Here is a 20,456-nt window from a genome sequence, read left to right as displayed (position 1 = left end):
GACAGATGTTCGACCTGACCGGCAAGACCGCGCTCGTCACCGGCGCCACCGGCGGCATCGGCGCCGAGATCGCCAGGGGGACTGCACGCCCAGGGCGCCAGAGTTGTGCTATCCGGCACACGCGAGGCCGTACTCCAGGAGTTGGCGGCCGCGCTAGGCGAGCGCGCGGTGATCGCGCCGGCCAATCTGGCGGTTTCCGCATCCGTGGACGGCCTGATCGACGCCGCCGAGGCCGCGGCGGCCGCGCCGATCGACATCCTGGTGGCGAACGCAGGCATCACCAAGGACGGCCTGCTGCTCCGGATGAAGGACGAGGACTGGGAGGCGGTCCTGAAAGTCAATCTGGAGAGCTATTTCCGGCTCTCGCGAGCGGCCGTGAAGGGCATGATGAAGCGTCGCCAGGGCCGGATCATCGGCATCACCTCCGTCGTGGGCGTTACCGGTAACCCCGGACAGGCGAACTATGCCGCCTCGAAGGCCGGGATGATCGGCTTCTCCAAGGCGTTGGCCCAGGAAGTGGCCACGCGGGGAATCACTGTGAACTGCGTGGCGCCGGGGTTCATCGAGAGCCCGATGACCGACGCGCTGAACGAGCAGCAGCGGGCGCAGATCCTGTCGACGATTCCCGCCCAACGCCTCGGCTCCGGGAGCGAGATCGCCGCCGCCTGCGTTTATCTCGCGAGCGAGGAAGCGGGTTATGTGACCGGCCAAACGCTCCATGTGAATGGCGGGATGGTGATGATCTGAGGCTCGCCAAAGTCCGGAGGAACATGCTACGGCCCCGCCGAACTTGAACACCAATGCGGCGGTTGACTTCGAAGTCGCCGTCGTCGATGCAAGCACCTGACTAACCCCTGAGGGACCTACCTAATGTCCGACGTCCTTGAACGCGTCCGTAAGATCGTCATCGAACACCTCGACGCCGATCCCGAAAAGGTCACCGAGAAGGCCAGCTTCATCGACGACCTGGGCGCCGACAGCCTCGACAACGTCGAGCTGGTGATGGCCTTCGAAGAAGAGTTCGACATCGAAATCCCGGACGACGCGGCGGAGCACATCCAGACCGTCGGCGACGCCGTGAAGTTCATCCAGGAGCGGCTCGGCGCCTAAGGCGCGCGAATCGTTAGAGAATTCGACCGCCGCGGCTTCCCTTAGACCGGAGTCCGCGGCGGTTTTCATTTGAGGATCGCCCATGCGTCGTGTCGTCGTCACTGGCATCGGCATCCTGAGCCCGCTGGGCCAGGGGACCGAGCTGACCTGGAAGAAGATCCTGGCCGGCACGTCCGGAGCGGGAAAGATCACCGCCTTCGACACGACGGACTACGCCTGCCAGATCGCCTGCGAGGTGCCGCGCGTCGACGGACGGGGCGGCGGCGGGCCGGACGTCGAGGGCAGCTTCGACCCCGACCAGACCATGTCGGCCAAGGACCGCCGGCGGGTCGACGACTTCATCCTCTACGCCATCGCCGCGGCCGATGAGGCCGTCCGCGACGCGAACTGGACGCCGGAGGGCGAAGAGGACCGCGAGCGCACGGGCGTGATGATCGGCGCCGGCATCGGCGGCCTGGGCACTATCGCCGAGACGGCCATCGAGCTGCACGAGAAGGGTCCTCGCCGGGTCAGCCCGTTCTTCATCCCCTCGGCGCTGATCAACCTGGCCAGCGGCCAGGTCTCGATCAAGTACGGCTTCAAGGGCCCGAACCACGCGGTCGTCACGGCCTGCGCCACGGGCCCCACGCGATCGGGGACGCGGCCCGGCTGATCAAGTACGGCGACGCCGACGTGATGATCTGCGGCGGCGCGGAGGCCAGCGTGGTGCCGGTGGGCATCGCCGGCTTCATCGCCTGCCGCGCCATGGCGACGGCCTTCAACGATACGCCCGAGAAGGCCAGCCGGCCCTACGACAAGGACCGCGACGGCTTCGTCATGGGCGAGGGCGCGGCCGTCCTCGTGCTGGAGGAGCTGGAGCACGCCAAGGCGCGCGGCGCCAAGATCTACGCCGAGGTCGCAGGCTATGGCCTATCGGGCGACGCTTTCCACATCACCGCGCCCGTCGAGGACGGCGACGGCGGTTTCCGGGCCATGACCGCGGCCCTGAAGGACGCCGGCCTGCAGCCGGCCGACGTGGACTACGTCAACGCGCACGGCACCTCGACCATGGCCGACGGCATCGAGCTCGGCGCGGTCGAGCGCCTGCTGGGCAATTCGGCGCCGGGCAAGGCGATGAGCTCGACCAAGTCGATGACCGGCCACCTGCTGGGCGCCGCGGGGGCGCTTGAAGCGGCCTTCTCGATCCTGGCCATCCGCGACCAGATCGCCCCGCCGACCATCAACCTCGACAACCCCGACGTCGAGACCAAGCTGGACCTGGTCCCGCACAAAGCCAAGCCAATGAAGATCGACGTCGCCATGTCGAACAGCTTCGGCTTCGGCGGCACCAACGCCTGCGTGATCTTCAAGAAGCACGCGTGAGCCGCCCGGTCAGCCGACGCACCCTGAGCCTGGCCGCGATCGCCGCGGTCGGGCTGGGCGTGCTACTGCTGGTCGCGGCCCTGTGGAGCTACAACGGGCCCGGCCCCAGGGCGAAGGCCGGCGAGGTCACGGTCGTGGTGCTGGAGCGCGGCTCGGGCCTCAACCGCATCGCCTCGGATCTGAAGTCGGCCGGCGCCATCAACTCGGCGGGCCTCTTCGCGTTCGCCGCGCGAGCCACCGGCGCGGCGAGCCAGCTGAAGGCCGGGGAGTACGAATTCGCCTCGGGCGCCTCGATGGCCAGCGTGCTGGCGGACATCCGCGCCGGGCGAGTGGTGCGGCACCTGATCACCATCCCCGAGGGCTGGACGAGCGGCATGGCCGCCGAGGCCGTCAACCGCCAGCCGGTGCTGACGGGCGTGGCGGTTGAGCCGCCGGAGGGCTCGATCCTGCCCGATACCTACCAGGTGCAGCGGGGCGACGACCGCACGGCGGTGATCGACCGAATGCGGAAGGCCCACGACGACGCGATGGCCGAGCTCTGGCCCAAGCGGCAGCCGGGCCTGCCGTTCGACACGCCGCAGGAGGCGGTGATCCTGGCCTCCATCGTCGAGAAAGAAACGGGCGTGGCCGCCGAGCGGCCGCGGGTGGCGGCGGTGTTCGTGAACCGGCTGCGCCAGGGCATGCGGCTGGAGAGCGACCCAACGATCATCTACGGCATCTCGAAGGGCCGGCCGCTGGGCCGCGGCCTGCTGGCGAGCGAGGTGGCCGGGGTGACGCCCTACAACACCTATCGGGTGGACGGGCTGCCGCCGACGCCGATCGCCAACCCCGGACGGGCGTCGCTGGAGGCGGTGCTGAATCCGCCGAACACCGACGAGCTGTTCTTCGTCGCCGACGGGACCGGGGGCACGTGTTCGCCAGGACCTACCCCGAGCACCAGGCGAACGTGGCGAAGTGGCGGGCCATCGAACGCCAGCGGGCCGCGGCGGCGGCCGCGCAAGGAGGTCGGTGATGGCGATCAGCGGAATGACCGGTTTCGGCCGCGCCGAGGGGGCGCTGGGCGGGTGGACCTGGGCGGCCGAGGCCCGCAGCGTGAATGGCCGGAACCTGGAGGTGCGGTTCCGCGGACCGCCGGGCTTCGACAGTCTGGAGCGGGCGGCGCGCGATGGGGCGCAGGGCCGCTTTCAGCGCGGCCAGGTGACCGTGGGCGTGCAGGCCAAGCGGTCGGAGGCCGGCGCGGCCGTGCGGATCAACCTGGACCAGCTCGAGCGCTACCTGGAGGCTTCGCGTCCGCTGGTGGACGCTGGCCGGGCCTCGCCGCCCTCCATGGACGGACTGCTGGCCCTCCGCGGCGTGATCGAGGCCGACGACGGCGAGCAGGACCCCGACGCCATGGCGGCCCTGGAGGCGGCGATGGCGGCCTCGATCGGCGTGGCGCTGGGTGAGCTGCTGGCGGCGCGACGGCAGGAGGGGGCACAGCTTCTGCCGGTGCTGGGCGGGCAACTGGACCGGATCGCCGAACTGATCGCGCAGGCCGGCTCCCAGGCGGCGGAGCAGCCCGTGACCATCAAGGCGCGCTTCGAGGCGCGGATGAAGGAGCTGGCGGGAGACGCGGCCTCGGAGGACCGCATCGTGCAGGAGGCCGCCGCCCTGGCGGTCAAGGCCGACGTGCGCGAGGAGCTGGATCGCCTGGCCGGCCATGTGGAGGCGGCGCGCGGCCTGCTGGCGACCGATGGCGCGGTGGGGCGCAGGCTCGACTTCCTGACCCAGGAGTTCATGCGTGAGGCCAACACCCTGTGCTCGAAGTCGGCGCTCTCGGCTCTGACGGGCACGGGGCTGGAGCTGAAGGCGACCATCGAGCAGTTCCGCGAACAGGTGCAGAACGTGGAGTAGGCTCGGCTTCCTCCAATGCCGCGTCTGGTGGCATGAGGGGCCGTTCGAGAAGGATCTGATTCATCGTGAGCGCGCACGACGAACATGCCCGGCCGTGGGAAACCGTCCGGCGGGGGATGATGCTGCTGATCTCCAGCCCGGCGGGGGCGGGGAAGACCTCGCTGTCGCGGCGGCTGGTGGCCGACCACTCCGAACTGCGGCTGTCGATCTCGGCGACCACGCGCGCGCCCCGGCCCGGCGAGGAGGAGGGGCGGGAGTACTATTTCAAGACCCGTGACGAGTTCGAGGCGATGATCGCCCGCGGCGAGTTCCTCGAGTACGCCACCGTCAACGGCAACTACTACGGCACGCCGAAGCAGCCGGTGCTGGAGGCGCTCGAAGCCGGCCACGACGTCCTGTTCGACATCGACTGGCAGGGCGCGGCGCAGATCGCCGAGAAGCAGCCGGACGACAGCGTCCGAGTGTTCATCCTGCCGCCGGTGTGGAGCGACCTCGAGCGGCGCCTGCGAGCCCGCGCGCAGGATTCGGACGAGGTGATCGAGGCGCGTCTGCGGCTGGGCCGCGAAGAGATCGCCCACTGGACCGCCTACGACTACGTCATCGTGAACAAGAACTTCGACCGAGCCTATGCGGACCTCGGTCACATCTACCGCGCCGAGCGTATCAAGCCGGGCCGGAATCCCTGGCTGCCGGGGTTCGTGGACGGCCTGCTGGGGGAGTAGCGCCACACCTTGCGCAGCCGCCGGTGCGGATCGCGTGACGGGCCTCCGGCGTTGCTTAGGGCGCAAAGCCGGGAAACGCTGAGTGCGGCCACATGAGGATCGACTACGCGAGGGAGCGCCTGCGGGCGGCTGCCGCGACTCTGGACGGACAGGGCGACCTTCGAGACCTGCTCTACGCGGCGTACCTGAAGATGCATACGCTTCTGCCCGAGCATCTGCCGGCCGGCGAGCTCCGCGCCCGCTTCTCGGACCTCCACGCCGGCCTCACCAAGCGCCACCCTGACGACCCGCAGGAGACGAGTGTCATGGATGTGGTGCGCCATCTCCCCGATGCGCGCGCCGTTGCGATCGCGGAGGAGCTGCGGCTCCTGAGCCGCGATCTCGACCAGTTCGCGCCTTCGCCGGGGCCTTCGATCTCCACGGCGGAACCGGTCTCTCGCGAGGCCCTGACGTCCAAGGTTCGGCAACGCAGCTCCGCCGCCGCCGCGGGCCGCGCGCTCGTGGTTTTCGGCAGCACCGAGGGCCACGCGCAGCAGGTGGCGGACGTCGTCGCCGAGGAACTCCGTGGCGCCCGGCCGTGAGGTCACGATCACGCACGCGAAAGCCGCCGCCGCGGGGTCGCCGGTCTCCGATTTCGAACTCGTCGTCGTCGTAGGTTCGCTCCACTGGAGCCGGTATCAGTCCTCCGTGGTCGCCTTCGTGCAGACGAACCGCGAGGCGTTGAACGCCGCGCCGACCGCCTTGGTGTCGGTCTCCCTGGCTGCGGCGGGGGTGCCGCAGCCGGACGGCTTGTCCCTCGACGCCTGTGTGGACGGCCTGCGGGAGGAGACGCTCTGGGCTCCGGACGCCGTGCATCACTGCGGCGGACGGATCCGCCACACCGGGTACGACTACTTCCGCGGCCTTGCGGTGACGCTGCTGTCCGAGAAGAACGCGATCGCGCTCCCGCCGAGCCGCGACCTTGACCTTGCGGACTACGCCGCACTCAGGCGCTTCGTCGGGGACTTCGCCGATGCCGCCGCGGCCCGCGCGGCGCCGGTCTAGCAAACAGCCCCTGGCGCGCCGCGGCGTTCATCGTGGGCGGCGGCGGCGCCGGGAACAATCGCCCCGCGCTCCGGTTGGCCTTCCGCAGTCAGAGGAGGCCGCCATGACCAACAACCAGCGCGACAACGACCAGGAGCCGGCGCGGGCGCAGCGAGGCATACGTCCCGACCATGAGGACACCTCGCCGCCGCAGACCGACCGCAGCGCCGACGGGCCCGACAAGGACCGCCAGATCGCCCAGGAGCGGCAGCAGTCGACAGGCTTGGCCGGACAGAGCTAACGGGCCAGAACTCGCCGTACGCGGTCGCCGGTGGCGCATCGATCGACCGGCGATCGTCCACTTTGTCCCCCGCTCGAGGCCGGAACAGGGTAGGTGAGGCGGACGCAAGCGAGAGAGATGTCCATGCCCGTCTACACCATCGTCACCACCAGCGCAGCTCAAGGCAGCGACGAGGCCGAGATCAACACGCTGGCGGACGACTTCGCCAACGAAAGCGAAGCCATCGGCTACTCGCGTCGGATGGCCGACGAGATGCTCGGCCTGGCGAACCAGCTGAACCTGGACTTCGACTACAGCAACGTCGGCCTGTACGACGGCGACCGGATCGACGAGGAGCTGGATCCGACCAGCTCAGCCTTCCTGGGCATGTGGGTGCTGGACGAGGCCGGCGTCGCCTTCATTGGGGCGGCGGAGTTCGGGGACAATTCGGCCGAGGAGGTCGCGCCGGAGTAGGCTCGGCGGGTTGTCGGCCACGGCGGCTGCTGGCAGGAGGGCGTGTTGCGCATCCGCACGGCGAAGGTCGAGGAGAAGGCGGCGCTAGAGGCGCTGCAGATGCGCGCCTCGCTGGAAGGCGGGGCGTATCGCGCCGAGCTGTTGGCCAATCCCGGAGTGGTGGAAATCCCTGAGCGGCAGCTGAGCGCCGGCCAGGTGCTGCTCGCCGACGCTGACGGCGAGATCCTGGGGCTGGCGGCCCTGGAGTTTCCGTCGGACAGCGAGGCGGAACTGGACGGGTTGTTCGTGGAGCCGGGCGCCTGGGGCCGCGGCCTGGGCCGAGCGCTGGTGGACGCGTGCGAGGCGTTGGTGCGGGGCCGAGGCGCACACGTGATGACCGTCGTGGCAAACCCCGACGCCAGAGCGTTCTACCTGCGGTGCGGGTTTGTCGAGACGGGCGCGGCGGCGACGCTGTTCGGGCCAGCGTTGGCCATGCGCAAGACGCTCGACTAGCGCTTCTTGCCGAGCTCGGCGGCGATATCCTTGGTGAGGCGACCGACCTTGCGGTGCGCGGCGGTGAGCTGGTCGCGGGTGACGCCCCAGCGCTTCATCCAGTACTCGACGGCCTTACGCTCGGAAAGGTCGAGCCGGTCCTTGTCGATGAAACCCCGCTTGTCCTTCAGGCCGGCCATGCATGCTCTCCGTGTTCCCGGCGAGCCGTAGCACAGACCCGAATGTTCGCATAAGGTTCTTCATCTTTGCGCGCGTTCGTGCGAGGGGTCGGAGCCGCCGTGGCATCCGTCGCACGTGCCGCCGCCGGCATTCCGCGCGTCGCGGGAGGTGGAGCGGTACGGCTGAGCTCAGCCGACGACAAGCCACGCGCCGGGCGGCAGCTGGACGCCCAGCAGCACCATACGATCGCCGCCCCCCAGGTCTATGACCGTGTCGGCGCCCCAGATGCTGACCGTATAGGCCACGCCGCCGTCCACGAAGACGCGATCGCCGTCGGCCAAGCTGAAGTCGACAACGAGGTCGAGGGCGCAGCCGGCCTGGAGATGGAAGTCGTCGGCGCCGGCCCCACCGCTGATCGTGTCGTCGCCGCGATCGCCCCAGAGCCAGTCGTTCCCGTCGCCGCCGCGCACCACGTCGTTCCCCTGGCCGCCGCGGACCCAGTCGTCACCCGCGCCGCCCTCGCAGGTGTCGTCCCCGAGGTTGCCGTAGACGATGTCGAATCCGGCGTCGCCGAAGAGCTCGTCACGCCCCTGGCCGCCGACCACCCAATCGTCGCCCCCGCCGCCGCGCACGGTGTCTTCGCCGATGTTGCCATGCAGGTCGTCGAAGTCGTCGCCGCCCAGGAGGCTGTCGTCGCCCGCCTCGCCGCGGAGCACATTGCGGCCCGCGCCGCCCAAAAGCGTGTCGTCGCCTGCGCCGCCCATCAGCCGGTTGTCGAGGTCGTTGCCCGAGAGCCGATCGGCGAAGGCGCCGCCCGTGGCGTCCTCGATCCGCGAGCCCCAGGCGATCGAGATGCGGTTCTGGCCGGTGAGCTGCGAGAAGGCGCCTTCCGCGAGATCGATGCGCACCGGACCCGGCGCGCCGGCGGCGTCGATGCGGTCGGTCCCGCCAGTGTCCCAGATGGCGAAGATGCTGGGATCGGCGGCGAAGACATACACGTCGTCGCCGGCCGCCGCCTGGGTGTTGGCGCCCCAGCGGGCCTGCAGGGCGGCGATGTCGTAGAGCTGGAGCTGGGTGGCGTTGGCCGCGCCGTCCTCGCGGACATAGGACATGACGGTGTGGTCGCGATTGTCCTCGGCCGCCGGCAGGAACGGGCCCGGCGTCGACTTGCCCGTCGTGTCGTAGTCCCCCGTGTGCTTCATCATCAGGGCATGGCCGATCTCGTGCAGGATCAGCCACTGCCGGTTGGGGTCGGTGAGGTCGACGTCGTCGTCGAACACGACCCCGGCGTCCCATCGCTTGATGGCCGGCTGACCGGCGGCGTCCGGTCCGATGGACAGGCTCCACCAGGTCTCGGCGACCGAGGCGACGTCAACGCGACCGAAGGCGATGATCGGATTGGAAGGGCCGGGCGCGAGCTCGACGAAGCGCACATTGATGACGCTTTCGTATTCGGCCAGCGCCTGGCGAACGGCGGCCTTCTGAGCTTCGGTCCAGGCGGACCAGCCAAGGTACGGGCGCAGGAACTCCGCCGACTGCTCGGATTTGAAGGCGTAGGTGATGGTCAGCGGCTGGTCCGGCGTGGGGCCCCAGACGTCCAGCCGGGCAGGCAGGGCGGCGTGGATCGCGGCGATGGCTTCGGCGGGGGCGGGCATGGCGCTCCTCCAGGCGCCGCAGCATGCGGCGTCGCGGCCGATTGCTCCAGTGCGGATGTTGCGCGCCCTGAGCCCATTCCGTTCATGCTGGGTACAGCCAGCGGGCCGTAGACATGTGCTGGACCGGGGCCGTTCTCTCCCGTCCCTCGAAGCGGCCTCGCGTACAGGTGGGTCTCCCCATCGGCGGCGCGCCGGGTGACACCGGCGCGCCGTTCTGCGTCTAGGCGGCGCCTTCGGCCTGGCGCTCCCAGGCGGCGAGGACGCCGAGCTGGGCGAGCTGGCCGAACATCCGGCGGGTCTGGACCGCGTTCTCCAAGGCGAACCGGACTACGGCGGGGCCCGCGAGCGCGGCGGCGGGCACGATGTAGCCGCGGCCGGCGCGCCGCATCAGGCCCTGGGCCATGAGCTCCTCGGCGTGGCGGCGCACGGTCTCGATGGCGAAGCCCGAGCGCCGGGCCAGGGGGGAGAGCAGGATCGGCCGGCGTTCGGCGTCGTCGTAGACCCGGAACGGCCCCTCGTCGGCGGCGGGCGCGCCGATGAAGGGCAGGCCCTCGGTATTGGCGCAGAACGTCTCCAAGAGGATCAGGGCGTCGACCACGTCGCCGTAGACGGCGAGGGCCACATCGATGACCCGCAGGGCGTGGTCGGCGAGGATGCGGGCCACCGAGGCGGTCGGGACCGGCGCGGTCAGCTCCGCAGGATCCTCGGACGCCGGGAGCGGCAGGTCGGGCAGGGCGTCCATGGCGCGGAGCTCGAGGTAGAACAGCCGGAGCCGCTCGCAGGCGCCCGCGACGCCCTCGACGTAGGCGGGATGGCCGAGGACGGCGGCCGGAACCACGGCGCCGGCGCGCGACACCTGACACAGCCCCTCCGCCGCCAGGCGGTGCACCCGGCGCCGGACGCTCTCGAAAGGCAGGCGCAGGGAGTTGGCCAGGGCGTTGACGCTGATCGGCCGCCGCTGGGCGTCAGAGGTCTTGAGGTCGGCGGCGTCGGCCCCCGGCGCGGCGTTCGCCTGGACGATCACCGCCAGCAGCAGCGCGTCGAGCGGATGGCGGCCGTGACGGGCCAAGGCCACGATGTCGAGAAGGAAGACGACGCCCGCGCGATGCAGGGCGTGCGGAAACGCAGACGCCGGGGCGTCGGCCCGGACGACCTGGGCGTTGTCAGCGCCGGCCTGCGCGTGCGGCGGAGTCAGCGTTCCGCGGCTCTCCATCGGTTCCGAGCTAGCCCCGGCTCCAGCGAGTCGGTCCACGGCCCGAGACGAGTATCGGTCGAGCCGCGCGAAACCTCAGGTTGCAGGATGTTGCTCCTGCGCGCAACGGCCGCCGGGGACACGCCCCGGCGGCCATCGGCGTCAGCCGCGCTCGCCGGCCCGGCGCTGCTGCGACTGTGCGGCGGCGGCGGCGGCGGCGGCGGCCTGATCGGCCGTCGACTGGGCGCGCTGCGCCGCGGCGTTGGCGGCGTCGGCGGCGCTCTGGGCCTGCTGGGCGGCGGCTTGGGCGGCCTGGGCCGTGGACAGCGCCTGGTCGGCCGTGGCCTGGGCGCGCTCGACGGACGAGACCGTGGCGCAGGCGCTGAGCGCAAAGGCGCCGCCCACGGCGGTGAGGGCGAGGGCGGTGCGACGGATAGTCAGCATGCGGGGCTCCCTATGGTTTGAACGAATTGCTAGCGGGGCACTGGTGTCGCAGGCGCACGCCTTTGGCGGCCAGCCGACATAAGCCCGGCCTGCGGCGTGCAAACGAGCGTGGCCGCAGGCGGTTCCTCGCGCGGCCGGAGGGGCCGGCGCCCAGGCTTTGCGCAGGCTGCGCGCCGGCTAGCCAAAGCAGCGGATGGGCCGGCGATTTTGCATTGCAGCACGTGCGGGCGCCGCGGCGCCGTTCCTACCATGCCTCCGGGTTTCAGCGGGGGTGTGGGAACGAGTATGGAGCAGGCGCAGGGACGACCGACGCGGCGACAGCTGATGCATGCGATCGGGCTGATCGGCGGCACGGCGGCGGTCTATCAGATGATGACCACCTTCGGGCACGCCGCGGAGACCCGGTTCGACGGGCCGCCGCAGCTGACGGGGGCCCGGAAGGGCGCGCGGGTGGTGGTGCTGGGAGCGGGGCTGGCCGGGATGCTTGCGGCCTACGAGCTGCGCAAGGCCGGCTACCAGGTAAAGATCCTGGAGTTCCAGCAGCGGGCCGGCGGCCGGGCCTGGTCGCTGTATGGGGGCGACCGCTACACCGAGATGGGCGGCGCGGCCCAGGACGTGCGGTTCGCCAAGGGCAACTACCTGAACCCCGGTCCGTGGCGCATCCCGCACCACCACCGCACGCTGCTGCACTATTGCAAGGCCTTCGGCGTGGCGCTGGAGCCGTTCATCCAGCTGAATCACAACGCCTATGTGCACTCGACGGAGGCGTTCGGCGGCCAGCCGATGCGCTACCGGGCCCTGGCGGCGGACTTCAACGGCAACATCGCCGAGATCCTCGGCAAGTCGATCGACCAGAAGGGGTTGGACCAGCAGCTGACGGCCGAGGACCTCGACCGCCTGAAGGAGGCGCTGCGGGGCTGGGGGTTGCTGGACAAGGACATGCGATACCGCGGGGAGCGGGCGTCGCGGTCGCGGGGCTGGGCCCTGCCGCCCGGGGGCGGGGTGAACGGCGCCCCCAAGCCCTCGGAGCCGTATGCGTTCGGCGAAGTCCTGAAGTCGGGGATCTGGGCGAACCTGGCCTTCTTCATGAACCACGAGTTCCAGACGACCATGTTCCAGCCGGTCGGCGGGATGCAGAAGATCGGCGACGCCTTCGCCCGGCAGGTGCAAGGCCTCGTCGTCCACGGCGCCAGGGTCACCCGACTGATGCAGGACAAGGCGGGCGTGACGGTGACCTACGCCGATACCCTCTCGGGTCAGGTGAAGACGGAGGCCGCCGACTACTGCGTCTGCACCATTCCGCTGACGGTGCTGTCGCAGATCGAGACCAACCTGTCGGAGAAGATGACCGCGGCGATCAACGCCGTGCCGTACTCCTCCAGCGTCAAGATCGGGCTCGAGATGCGCCGTCGCTTCTGGGAGGAGGATCAGGAGATCTTCGGCGGGCACAGCTTCACCAACCAGGAGATCGGCCTGATCTCGTATCCCAACTCGGGATTCTTCTCGAACGGGCCGGCGGTGCTGCTGGGGGCCTTCGCCAACGGCCCCGGCGGCTACCATCTGGGCGGGATGAGCCCGGCCGAGCGGATCGAGGCCGCCCTGGCGCAGGGGGCCGTCTTCCACCCCGAGGCCTACCGCAAGGAGTTCCTGAACGGCGCCAGCGTCGCCTGGAGCCGCGTGCCCTGGGTGATGGGCTGCTGCGCCCGGTGGAACGAGGAGAGCCGGCGCGACCACTACCAGACCCTGGTCGCGATGGAGGACCGGATCGTGCTGGCGGGGGAGCACGCCAGCTATGTGGGCTGCTGGATGGAAGGGGCGCTGCTGTCGTCGATCGACGCCATCACGCGCCTGCACAAACGCGCGCTGGAGGCCTGAACATGCACAAGCTTCGAACCGAAAGGCGATGGATCGTGGCGGCGGCGGCGCTGGCCGCCCTGGCCGTGGGGGCGAAGGGGGCGGACGCCGACGAGCCCGGCCCGGGCGGCGCGCGGCCGATGGTCCCGAAGAACGGGGCCGAGGTCTATGAGGTCTATTGCCAGGTCTGCCACATGGCGGGCGGCAAGGGCGCGGCCGGGGCGGCGAGATTCCCGGCGCTGGCCGCGAACGCGCGGCTGGGGACCGCGGCCTACGCCATCTACATGGTCGACAACGGCAAGGCCGGCATGCCCGGGTTCAAGGAGGCGCTGACGCCGGCACAGGTGGCCGAGGTCGTCGCCTATCTGCGCACCCACTTCGGCAACGCCTATGCCGAGCCGGTCACGGCGTCGGACGTGCAGGCGATGCGGGGGCAGTAGGGATGCTTGCCAGAACGAACGCATCTCCGGGCGGAGACTAAAGGCGGAGCCACCGCTGCGTGTCGTCCTGGCCGTCGCGGGGGTGTTCGCGGGCTTGCCCGGTGATCAGGCGGGCGACGCACCCGCGGGGTTCGCCCCGCGCCGCTTCAACATGGGGACTCCACCAACTCGTTCAAGCTCTTGCCGTCAGAACTTCGCGTGTAGAGGGTGCGAGCCGATGCGGCCTTCGGGATCGTCCAGGGCGCCGATCGCGGCCATATCGTCCGCGTCGAGCCGGAAGCCGAAGACGTTGAAGTTCTCGCGGATCCTGTGCGGCGTCACCGACTTCGGGATGACGACGAGTTCGTTGTCCAGGTGCCAGCGGATGATCACCTGGGCCGGCGTCCTGCCGTGCTTGCGGGCGATGTTGGCGATCACGGGATCGGTCAGGAGCCGCCCCTGCCCGAGCGGGCTCCAGGACTCCGTCTTCACGCCATGGGCGGCGTTGACCGCACGCGCAGCCTTCTGCTGGAAACGGGGATGCAGCTCGATCTGGTTGAGGACGGGCGCGACGCCGGTCTCCCCGATGATCCGCTCCAGATGCTCGGGCTCGAAGTTGGAGACCCCAATGGACCGGGCGAGGCCGTCCTTCTGCGCCTGGACCAAGCCCTTCCAGGTCTCGATGTATTTGCCGCGCCAAGGGGAGGGCCAGTGAATCAGCAGCAGGTCGACCTGTTCCAGGCCCAGCCGCTGAAGGCTGGCGCGCGCAGCGCGCAGGGCCTCGTCGTAGCCCTGCTCCTCGTTCCACACCTTGGTGGTGACGAACACCTCCCGACGCGGCAGGCCGGCGGCGCGCAGACCGTGGCCGACGCCCTCCTCGTTGCCGTAGATGGCGGCGGTGTCGACGTGCCGGTAGCCGGCCTCGAGGGCCGTGCGGACCGCCTCGACCGCCACGTCGTTCGGCGTCTGCCAGACACCGAGCCCGAGCTGGGGAATGGCGTTTCCGTCGCTGAGCTGGACGAGGGGCTGGGCGGTCATGAAGGGCTCCACGCTGATAGGAGCCTCAGCTAGGTCCTCCAGGCCGGATGGCAATGGCTGGCGGCGGCCCCGGGAGGAGCCGCCGCCTTGCCCCAGAGCCCGACGGAAGCTCGCGAGCCTCCGCCTGCGCCCTTAGCTCAGCACCACGATCGCCACCCGGCGGTTCTGCGACCGGCCGTCCGGGGTGTCGTTCGGCGCGACCGGCGCTTCTTCGCCGTAGGAGATGGTGGCCATCCGGTTCAGCGCCACGCCCTGCTTGGCGAGGTACTTGCGGACCGCTTCCGCCCGCGCCTCGCCGAGCCGGTCGTTGTACGCCTCGGGTCCGCTGGCGTCGGTATGGCCCTGGATTTCCAGGTAGACATTGCGGTTTTCGGTCTTCAGCCGCTCGGCGAACTCATTCAGCCGCGCCTCGGCCTCGGGCGAGAGCGAGTGCACATCCGTGGGGAACTTCACGGAGTCGTCTGAGAGGACCACCTGGTAGAGGAACTTGCCCTCGGCCAGCTTGTGGGCCGCATTGGCCCGGGCCAGGGCCTCGCCGGCCGTGCCTTCCACCGTCGTCACGCGGGTGTCGACCACAGCCACCTGGTCGCGGACGAACCGATGGCTGGCGCAGCCGCTCGCCGCGAGGCCTGCAAAAATCAGCGCGCCGCCGATGGCCGCCACCCTAAGCTTCCCGTCTTTCAAGTCTCGTTTCCTTCTCGCAAAGGCCCCACCCCAAGGCGCTTCGCCGCAGCCAAGGTGTGTTGCTGTGCGTGGCCTAGCCATGACGCGACCGTGGCGAGAACGGGGCAGCTTGACTGTAAGAGCCGCCACGATCCTGACGAACCGGCGGGCCAGCCTCGCGCGATGGGAGGACGGAGAACGACCGGAGCCGCGGGGACCAGAGCCGCTGGCCGGCGGCGGCGCGGCGCGGCGGCGGGGCTGAGCCTGTTGGCGCACGCGGCGATCCCGTTCGTGCTGATCGCCAGCCAGGCCGACGCGCCGATCCGAGTTGAGCCGGACCCGATCGTCGTCAGCCTCGTGCAGCCGCCGCGGCCGCCGGATCCGCCCGAGCCGACGGAGCCGGAGCCCCTAGGCGGTGCGCCGGCGACCTCGCCCCAGCCAGCCGAGGCGCCCAAGCCGCCGCCAAAGGCGCGCGCACGGCCGGCAGCCCCCCTCCGCCGACGGTGGAACCGCTGCGCGTCGCGGTGGCGGACGCGCCGGCGCCCGATCCCGCGCCCGTGGTGACGGTGAGCGAGGCGCAGCTCGCCGGGGCGCGGACCGCGGGGGCAGGGTCCGGCGGCGGGACGGGGGCCGGCGCGGGCGACGGGAGCGGCGGCGGCTGCGACATGGTCGAGCGGCTGCAGGCGGCGCTGCGGAAGGACGTTCAGGTCCGCGAAGCCATCGGCGCGGCCCATCGTGGCGCCAACGCTGGCCGCAACGCGCTGCTGATCTGGAACGGCGACTGGGTGCGGAACCCGGGCCAGGAGGGCAAGGGCCTGGCCGGCGTTCGGCAGGCCATCTCCATGGAGGTGGCCTTTGCGCCAGAGGCCTGTCGCAACGAGCCCATGCGGGGCCTGGTGCTGATCTCAATGGCGGACGGCTCGCGCGTGGCGCTGGGCGGTGGAAACTGGCGCTGGACCGACCTGCTGAACGCCAGGCGTCGACCCGGCTGAGGCTAGTTTCGGTCGCCCGCGACGAAGCGGGCGGCGAACAACTGACAGGCGTCAGGATAACCCTGCAGCAGGCGCCGGGCGATGACGTTGCGCTCGGTCACTTCCAGCCGGAGCTCGCAGAACCTGAGGCCCTCGTCGGTCTCGACGCTCCTTCGCCAGAGATAGTAGCGCTGGCCGTTCAGGTTGAGGGCTTCGTCCCACGGACCGTACAGCGCGACGGCGGCGTCGGTGTGCTGACCGTAGAGGCTCGACGGCCTTTCGCCTTCGAACTCGGTGGCGCACCCCGCCGTGAATGCGGCGAGCGCGAGGGCGGCGACTCGGAGGGAAGCTCGGGCCATGGGCCCTAGTTGTAGGCCACCGTGGTGGTGAAGGAACCCGAATAGGCGCCGCCGGCGGTGGCGCTGTCGATCGGGATCTGGCCGCCGACGCCAAAACTGGCCGTGCCGGCCGCTCCCAGCGCGTTGCTGAGGTTGCCGGTCGTCGCCGACGGCGTGAGAACCACCGTGATGGTTTCGGAACCGCCCGAACGGGTCATGTTGAAGTTCGCCGGAACCGAGATCGAGAAGGTCTGACCGCCTTCGCCGTTCACCGTATAGGTGGCGCGGCCCGGCGCGGCCTGGGTGCTCGGCTGACCCGTGGACAGCAGGGCGCCGCTGCCGTCGAGGGTGCGCGCCCCGTCGGCCGCGGCGATGGTCACCGTGCCCGAGCCAGCGGTCGGGCGGACGACCGTGCCGAACGACAGGTCTGTGTTCTTGGTCAGGGTGATCGGCCGGAACACCGTGACCGTCGAATTGGTCTGGGCGGTCGCCGAGGCCTGGGCGCAGGCCGTCGAGGCCAGCGCGGCGGCGACGGTGGCCGTCGCGGCGGCAATGCAGATTTTCCGGGCGTGACCCACGATGAACCTCAGTAGAAGCGCTATCTAAACGGGTATTTTTTCGCGCCTAGACTTAGCTAAAGTTGTTTCGGGCAGCGGGGCTGTACCGAAAGCTTACAGCTAAGCCGGGCTGATACCGGTGCTCGCTGATGTTTGCAACGCGGGCGCCAACCCAATTTGGGGCGGGACGACCCACGGCATTGTCCTCCTCGGCGCGGACGACTAGGCTGGCGGCGTCATGGGGGCGAAACGCAATGTCGCGGCGCAAGCCGCACCGGCAGCGGCGCTGGCAGCGATGCTGGCCGGCGTCATGGGCGCGGCCGCGCCGGCGCACGCCCAGCATTCCAGCACTGTGGAAGCCCGCGGCAGCGTGACGATCATCGACCCGCCGGCCTTGGGCAAGGGCTCGGAGATCTCGGTCGCGCCGATCAGCCAGCCCGGACGCGGCGGCGTCACGGCGCAGGCGGTCAGCGGCCGTTACGAGGTCAGCGGGGTCGCCGGCGACAGCTACAACATCGCGATGCCGTCGTCGCTCAGGCTGACGCGGAGCGATGGCGTGGGCGAGGTCATGCTGCAGCTGACGCCCTCCGGCGCCGTGAACAGCCTGCCGGGCGCCTATGGCGGTCGCGGGAGCCGTTCCGTGGCGGTGCAGGGAGAAGTAGGGGTCCAGGCGGGGGGCGGCTCCTGGCGTCTACAAGGGTTCGTTCCCGGTCATCCTGTCGCTGCAGTAGCCTTATCCCCGGTCAGGCGCCGGCTTTCCACAGGCATGGTTAATGCGCCGCTTTGCCGCGGCTGCGAAGCGCGCTTTCCTTAGCTCTCGCATCATTTGGCAAGGAGAGACCCGCCGTGAACGTCGAGGACCTCTCGCCTCCCAACCGGCAACTGCTCAGCGAGGCGCTGCCCGGCGGGGAACTGGTCAATGTGCTCTACGAAGGGGGCGAGCGGCTGGACGACGGATTCCAGCGTGAGCGCCGATGCTTCGCGCTGGGGGAGCGCGGCTGGCTGGCGTTCGTTGGATGGGACGGGCGTCTGGCCGCTCAAGCCTCCTGCCGGTCGCGGTGGGCCCTGACGGAGGCGGCGCAGGCGGTGCTGGCCTCCGACGGCTAGGCAGTCAGCGCCAGGAGCGCGAACGAGGCCAGCCAGTGTTCGCCCATGTAGTCGCCCGCGACATGCGGCAGGCTGGCGGCGAGGTGGCGATCGGCGGCCTGCTCTGCTGCGACACGGGCGGCGCCGGACAGGGTAGGCGCCAGCGCGCGCCAGCACCAGGCGCGGGACAGGTTCAGACCATCCAGGTGGACGATCTTGCCGTCGGTGCGGTCGCTGACGACGGCCGGGGTGAAGAGCGTCTCGGGCCGGCCGTCGGCGATGTGCGGCAGGTAGGCGGCGAACCACGCGGCGAACTCGTCGGGGGGCAGCAGGCGCCGGAGGCATTCCGCGGTCGTCAGCGTGGCGGAGAGGAATTCGTCCAGCGAGGGCTCCCAGGCCGGAGCGTCACGGTCCTGGGCGTGCCAAGCGCGCATCTTGCGGGTGAACAGCTCCAGGAGCGCAGGATTGCGCAGCCGCGCGTAGTCGGCCGCCAGGGCGATGGCGAAGCTGGTGGAGGAATGGACCCCGGTGCGGATCGGATAGGTCGCGTTCGGCAGGAAGTCCGAAAAGCGGACGACGAAGGCGTCGGCGAGCGGCTGGTGAAGCCGGGCCCAGGGCTGGTCCTGATGGGCGAGAAGCTCCGCCTGCAGCTTCAGCAGCCAGCCCCAGCCGTAGGGGCGCTCAAAGCCCCGCGCCGAAGCGCGGCCGAGGTAGGCGACCTCGGCGGCGACGTTCTCGCGCGTGAACGCCGCATCGAACCGGGCGCGGATCGCGGTCGCTTCGGGCATGTCCGGAAAGAGGCGCAGGCAGGTCGCCAGCGTCCAGTAGCCATGGACGCACGAGTGCCAGTCGAAGCTGCCGAAGTAGATCGGATGGAGCGCGCGGGGACCCTTGGCGTCGTCCGGCCCGTCGAGCACGTGATCCAGCTTGTTGGGATATTCCCGCGCCACATGGCCCAGGGCGATGCGGGCGAAGGACGAGGCCAGCTCGGCCGTCACGCCGGCGGGCGGCTCAGAAGGCGAGGACATACATCAGCACCACATTGACGATCAGCAGCGGCAGGGCCGTCGGGATCTGGGCCTTGATGACCGAGTAGCGGTCGGGCAGCTCGAGCAGGGCGGGCGGCACCAGATTGAAGTTGGCGGCCAATGGCGTCATCAGGGTGCCGCAGAACCCCGACAGCATCCCGATCGCACAAACAACTGCAGGATCTCCGCCGAACCCCTTGATCAGGATGGGCAAACCGACGCCGGCCGTGAGCACGGGGAAGGCGGCGAAGGCATTGCCCATGATGACGGTGAAGGCCGCCATGCCGACGCAGTAGACCGCGACGGCGACGAACAAGGTGTCGAGCGGGATCCAGGCGGTGACGAGCTGACCGATCAGCTCGCCGACGCCGGCCAAGGCGAAGACGGCGCCCAGGGCGGCGAGCATCTGCGGCAGCAGGGCAGCCCAGCCGACGGTGTCCATCAGCCGGCGGCCCTCCTGCAGAGGGGAGACGATCGGCTGGCGCAGCAGCACGAGGGCGACGACGACGGCGGCCACGGCGGCAAGCGCCAGGGAGATCAGCGTCGCCTGCTTGGGGTCGAACAGCGGCGCGCCGCCGATCGTGAGCGGCTTGAGCACCAGAACCCCGAGCGCGACCACCACCGGCAGGGTGAGCGCCGGGACGAACAGCCGGTTGCCGAAATGCTCCGACAGCCGTCGTCGCTCCTCGGGCGAGGTGGTCAAGGGCTGGCCGCGCCCGAGGAGGCCGAAGCCGGCGAGAAGGCCCAGGCCCAGGACCAGCACGCCATTTCCGAGGTCGCCCAGGCGGTCGCCGACCAGGAAGCTCGCGGCCACCAGGCCCCAGAAGGCCGCATTGCCGAAACGCTTCGCGTTACTGCGGTCCAACGCGCTGAACACCGCGAAGGCGGCGAAGACCAGCCCCGCCAGCAGATAGACGAGAGACAGCTTGATCATGGCGCGCGGGACCCCGCGCGGGCCGCCTTCAGCCTGCGGTCGAAGAGCAGGAGGCGGGTCCCGTGGATGAGGAAGGCGGCGATGGCCGTCGGGATGGCCCACAGCGACAGGTGTAGCGGATCCAGGGTGATGCCGCTGGCCGCCAACAGGCCCACCATCAGCAGGATCGAGCCGATGGCGATGAAGATGTCCTCGCCGAAGAACAGCCCGATGTTGTCGGTGGCCGCGGCCTGGGCGCGCACCGCGTGGCGTGTCTCGTCGTCGAGTTCGCGCCCCTGGTCGGCGAGCCGCGCCTCGACCGCGCCCTCGGCCATGGGGGGCGACGAGGGGGCGGATGCTCTGGGCTTGGCCTGCGATCGAGTGCAGGCCGATGGCGGCGGTGATCTGGCGCAGGGCCAGGTAGACGATGAGGAAGGGTCCGACCGAGACGCCTCGGAACTTTGCAATCAAGGCGCGCGCGCGCTCCTGCAGGCCGGCGCGTTCGAGGACACCGACCATCGGCAGCACGAGATAGGCCACGGTGACGAAGCGGTTCTCGTTGAACGCCTTGCCGAAGGCGGCCAGCACCTCCACCGGCGACAGACCCGCGAAGAGGCCCGTCGTGAAGGCGGCCAGGATCACCACGAGCAGCGGATTGAGGCGCGCGGCGAAGCCCACCACCACGACGACGACACCCAACAGGGTCAGCATTCAGAACCCCCGATTCTCGGCCATTGGAGCGGCTGGAGCCCGCTTCCGCAACGGCCTACGCCGCGGGCCTCT

General features: G+C 70.3%; 24 protein-coding genes and 4 pseudogenes. 16 read left to right on the top strand and 12 right to left on the bottom strand.

Annotated features, from left to right (window positions below; genetic code table 11):
- The first annotated feature begins 5 nt into the window (after positions 1-5).
- From fabG to LRS10_RS17770, 11 genes and pseudogenes are all read left to right on the top strand, one after another.
- Positions 6-747, top strand: a pseudogene (gene fabG, locus LRS10_RS17820) (3-oxoacyl-[acyl-carrier-protein] reductase).
- Between the two features lie 123 nt (positions 748-870).
- Positions 871-1,110, top strand: a complete 240-nt coding sequence (locus LRS10_RS17815) for an acyl carrier protein (RefSeq protein WP_012522113.1) — start codon at positions 871-873, stop codon at positions 1,108-1,110.
- 82 nt (positions 1,111-1,192) lie between these two features.
- Positions 1,193-2,472 (top strand): annotated as a pseudogene (fabF, locus tag LRS10_RS17810) (beta-ketoacyl-ACP synthase II).
- A pseudogene (mltG, locus tag LRS10_RS17805) lies at positions 2,469-3,320 on the top strand (endolytic transglycosylase MltG); the annotation flags it as partial. The pseudogenes fabF and mltG, both read left to right, overlap by 4 nt.
- A gap of 163 nt (positions 3,321-3,483) precedes the next feature.
- On the top strand, positions 3,484-4,365 hold the full coding sequence (locus LRS10_RS17800; protein ID WP_257838429.1) for a YicC/YloC family endoribonuclease: 882 nt from the start codon (positions 3,484-3,486) through the stop codon (positions 4,363-4,365).
- 116 nt (positions 4,366-4,481) lie between these two features.
- A complete protein-coding gene (gmk, locus tag LRS10_RS17795; RefSeq protein ID WP_257839201.1) occupies positions 4,482-5,087 on the top strand; it encodes a guanylate kinase in 606 nt (201 codons plus the stop codon).
- A gap of 92 nt (positions 5,088-5,179) precedes the next feature.
- Entirely contained in the window at positions 5,180-5,668 is a 489-nt protein-coding gene (locus LRS10_RS17790; protein ID WP_257838428.1) for a hypothetical protein, read from the top strand.
- On the top strand, positions 5,652-6,131 hold the full coding sequence (locus LRS10_RS17785; protein WP_257838427.1) for a flavodoxin domain-containing protein: 480 nt from the start codon (positions 5,652-5,654) through the stop codon (positions 6,129-6,131). Before LRS10_RS17790 ends, LRS10_RS17785 begins: the two co-directional genes overlap by 17 nt.
- 103 nt (positions 6,132-6,234) lie before the next feature.
- Positions 6,235-6,411 carry a hypothetical protein gene (locus tag LRS10_RS17780; RefSeq protein ID WP_257838426.1) on the top strand — a complete coding sequence of 59 codons (177 nt, stop codon included), beginning with the start codon at positions 6,235-6,237 and terminating at the stop codon, positions 6,409-6,411.
- 117 nt (positions 6,412-6,528) lie between these two features.
- Positions 6,529-6,864, top strand: a complete 336-nt coding sequence (locus LRS10_RS17775; RefSeq protein ID WP_257838425.1) for a hypothetical protein — start codon at positions 6,529-6,531, stop codon at positions 6,862-6,864.
- A 45-nt stretch (positions 6,865-6,909) separates the two neighbouring features.
- Positions 6,910-7,356, top strand: coding sequence for a GNAT family N-acetyltransferase (locus LRS10_RS17770; RefSeq protein ID WP_257838424.1), 447 nt, complete (start codon positions 6,910-6,912; stop codon positions 7,354-7,356).
- Here the strand turns inward: LRS10_RS17770 and LRS10_RS17765 are convergent.
- From LRS10_RS17765 to LRS10_RS17750, 4 genes are all read right to left on the bottom strand, one after another.
- Positions 7,353-7,535 (bottom strand): DUF3606 domain-containing protein, encoded by a 183-nt coding sequence (locus LRS10_RS17765; protein WP_257838423.1) that lies wholly within the window; start codon positions 7,533-7,535, stop codon positions 7,353-7,355. The two genes, LRS10_RS17770 and LRS10_RS17765, sit on opposite strands and share 4 nt — an antisense overlap.
- Positions 7,536-7,703: 168 nt before the next feature.
- The gene (locus LRS10_RS17760; RefSeq protein WP_257838422.1) at positions 7,704-9,170 is read right to left on the bottom strand and encodes a M10 family metallopeptidase C-terminal domain-containing protein; all 1,467 of its coding nucleotides are present in this window, start codon (positions 9,168-9,170) and stop codon (positions 7,704-7,706) included.
- Between the two features lie 220 nt (positions 9,171-9,390).
- Complete coding sequence (locus tag LRS10_RS17755; RefSeq protein WP_257838421.1) at positions 9,391-10,383, bottom strand: hypothetical protein; 993 nt, start codon at positions 10,381-10,383, stop codon at positions 9,391-9,393.
- A gap of 141 nt (positions 10,384-10,524) precedes the next feature.
- On the bottom strand, positions 10,525-10,806 hold the full coding sequence (locus tag LRS10_RS17750; protein ID WP_257838420.1) for a hypothetical protein: 282 nt from the start codon (positions 10,804-10,806) through the stop codon (positions 10,525-10,527).
- Between the two features lie 324 nt (positions 10,807-11,130).
- Here LRS10_RS17750 and LRS10_RS17745 point away from each other — a divergent pair, with 324 nt between their 5' ends.
- Positions 11,131-12,681, top strand: coding sequence for a flavin monoamine oxidase family protein (locus LRS10_RS17745; protein WP_257838419.1), 1,551 nt, complete (start codon positions 11,131-11,133; stop codon positions 12,679-12,681).
- 2 nt (positions 12,682-12,683) lie between these two features.
- The gene (locus LRS10_RS17740) at positions 12,684-13,100 is read left to right on the top strand and encodes a cytochrome c (RefSeq protein ID WP_257838418.1); all 417 of its coding nucleotides are present in this window, start codon (positions 12,684-12,686) and stop codon (positions 13,098-13,100) included.
- A 186-nt stretch (positions 13,101-13,286) separates the two neighbouring features.
- Here the strand turns inward: LRS10_RS17740 and LRS10_RS17735 are convergent, their stop codons facing one another.
- Together LRS10_RS17735 and LRS10_RS17730 are read right to left on the bottom strand one after the other, a co-directional pair.
- A complete protein-coding gene (locus tag LRS10_RS17735) occupies positions 13,287-14,117 on the bottom strand; it encodes an aldo/keto reductase (protein ID WP_257838417.1) in 831 nt (276 codons plus the stop codon).
- Positions 14,118-14,249: 132 nt separating this feature from the next.
- Positions 14,250-14,801 carry an OmpA family protein gene (locus tag LRS10_RS17730; protein ID WP_257838416.1) on the bottom strand — a complete coding sequence of 184 codons (552 nt, stop codon included), beginning with the start codon at positions 14,799-14,801 and terminating at the stop codon, positions 14,250-14,252.
- Positions 14,802-15,304: 503 nt separating this feature from the next.
- On the opposite strand from LRS10_RS17730, the gene LRS10_RS17725 reads away from it, so the two are divergent.
- A complete protein-coding gene (locus tag LRS10_RS17725) occupies positions 15,305-15,772 on the top strand; it encodes a hypothetical protein (RefSeq protein ID WP_257838415.1) in 468 nt (155 codons plus the stop codon).
- Positions 15,773-15,774: 2 nt separating this feature from the next.
- Here the strand turns inward: LRS10_RS17725 and LRS10_RS17720 are convergent, their stop codons facing one another.
- Both LRS10_RS17720 and LRS10_RS17715 read right to left on the bottom strand, forming a co-directional pair.
- Positions 15,775-16,110: a hypothetical protein gene (locus LRS10_RS17720; protein ID WP_257838414.1), complete on the bottom strand. Its 336-nt coding sequence runs from the start codon at positions 16,108-16,110 to the stop codon at positions 15,775-15,777.
- 5 nt (positions 16,111-16,115) lie between these two features.
- A complete protein-coding gene (locus LRS10_RS17715) occupies positions 16,116-16,667 on the bottom strand; it encodes a DUF4402 domain-containing protein (RefSeq protein WP_257838413.1) in 552 nt (183 codons plus the stop codon).
- Between the two features lie 217 nt (positions 16,668-16,884).
- On the opposite strand from LRS10_RS17715, the gene LRS10_RS17710 reads away from it, so the two are divergent.
- A complete protein-coding gene (locus tag LRS10_RS17710) occupies positions 16,885-17,460 on the top strand; it encodes a hypothetical protein (RefSeq protein WP_257838412.1) in 576 nt (191 codons plus the stop codon).
- 32 nt (positions 17,461-17,492) lie between these two features.
- Complete coding sequence (locus LRS10_RS17705; protein WP_257838411.1) at positions 17,493-17,753, top strand: hypothetical protein; 261 nt, start codon at positions 17,493-17,495, stop codon at positions 17,751-17,753.
- Here the strand turns inward: LRS10_RS17705 and LRS10_RS17700 are convergent.
- From LRS10_RS17700 to LRS10_RS17685, 4 genes and pseudogenes are all read right to left on the bottom strand, one after another.
- Positions 17,750-18,760, bottom strand: coding sequence for a DUF2891 domain-containing protein (locus LRS10_RS17700; RefSeq protein WP_257838410.1), 1,011 nt, complete (start codon positions 18,758-18,760; stop codon positions 17,750-17,752). The two genes, LRS10_RS17705 and LRS10_RS17700, sit on opposite strands and share 4 nt — an antisense overlap.
- Entirely contained in the window at positions 18,744-19,694 is a 951-nt protein-coding gene (locus LRS10_RS17695; RefSeq protein WP_257839200.1) for a DUF979 domain-containing protein, read from the bottom strand. Before LRS10_RS17695 ends, LRS10_RS17700 begins: the two co-directional genes overlap by 17 nt.
- Positions 19,691-20,008 (bottom strand): DUF969 domain-containing protein, encoded by a 318-nt coding sequence (locus tag LRS10_RS17690; protein ID WP_257839199.1) that lies wholly within the window; start codon positions 20,006-20,008, stop codon positions 19,691-19,693. Before LRS10_RS17690 ends, LRS10_RS17695 begins: the two co-directional genes overlap by 4 nt.
- Before the next feature lie 67 nt (positions 20,009-20,075).
- Positions 20,076-20,384: pseudogene (locus LRS10_RS17685) on the bottom strand (5-oxoproline transporter, DUF969 family subunit); the annotation flags it as partial.
- Positions 20,385-20,456 lie beyond the last annotated feature (72 nt).

It is taken from the genome of Phenylobacterium sp. J426 (genome assembly GCF_024699945.1).
Classification (GTDB): domain Bacteria; phylum Pseudomonadota; class Alphaproteobacteria; order Caulobacterales; family Caulobacteraceae; genus Phenylobacterium.
The sequence above is the reverse complement of the archived record's forward strand: the minus strand, read 5'-3'. Positions and strand labels throughout refer to the sequence as shown.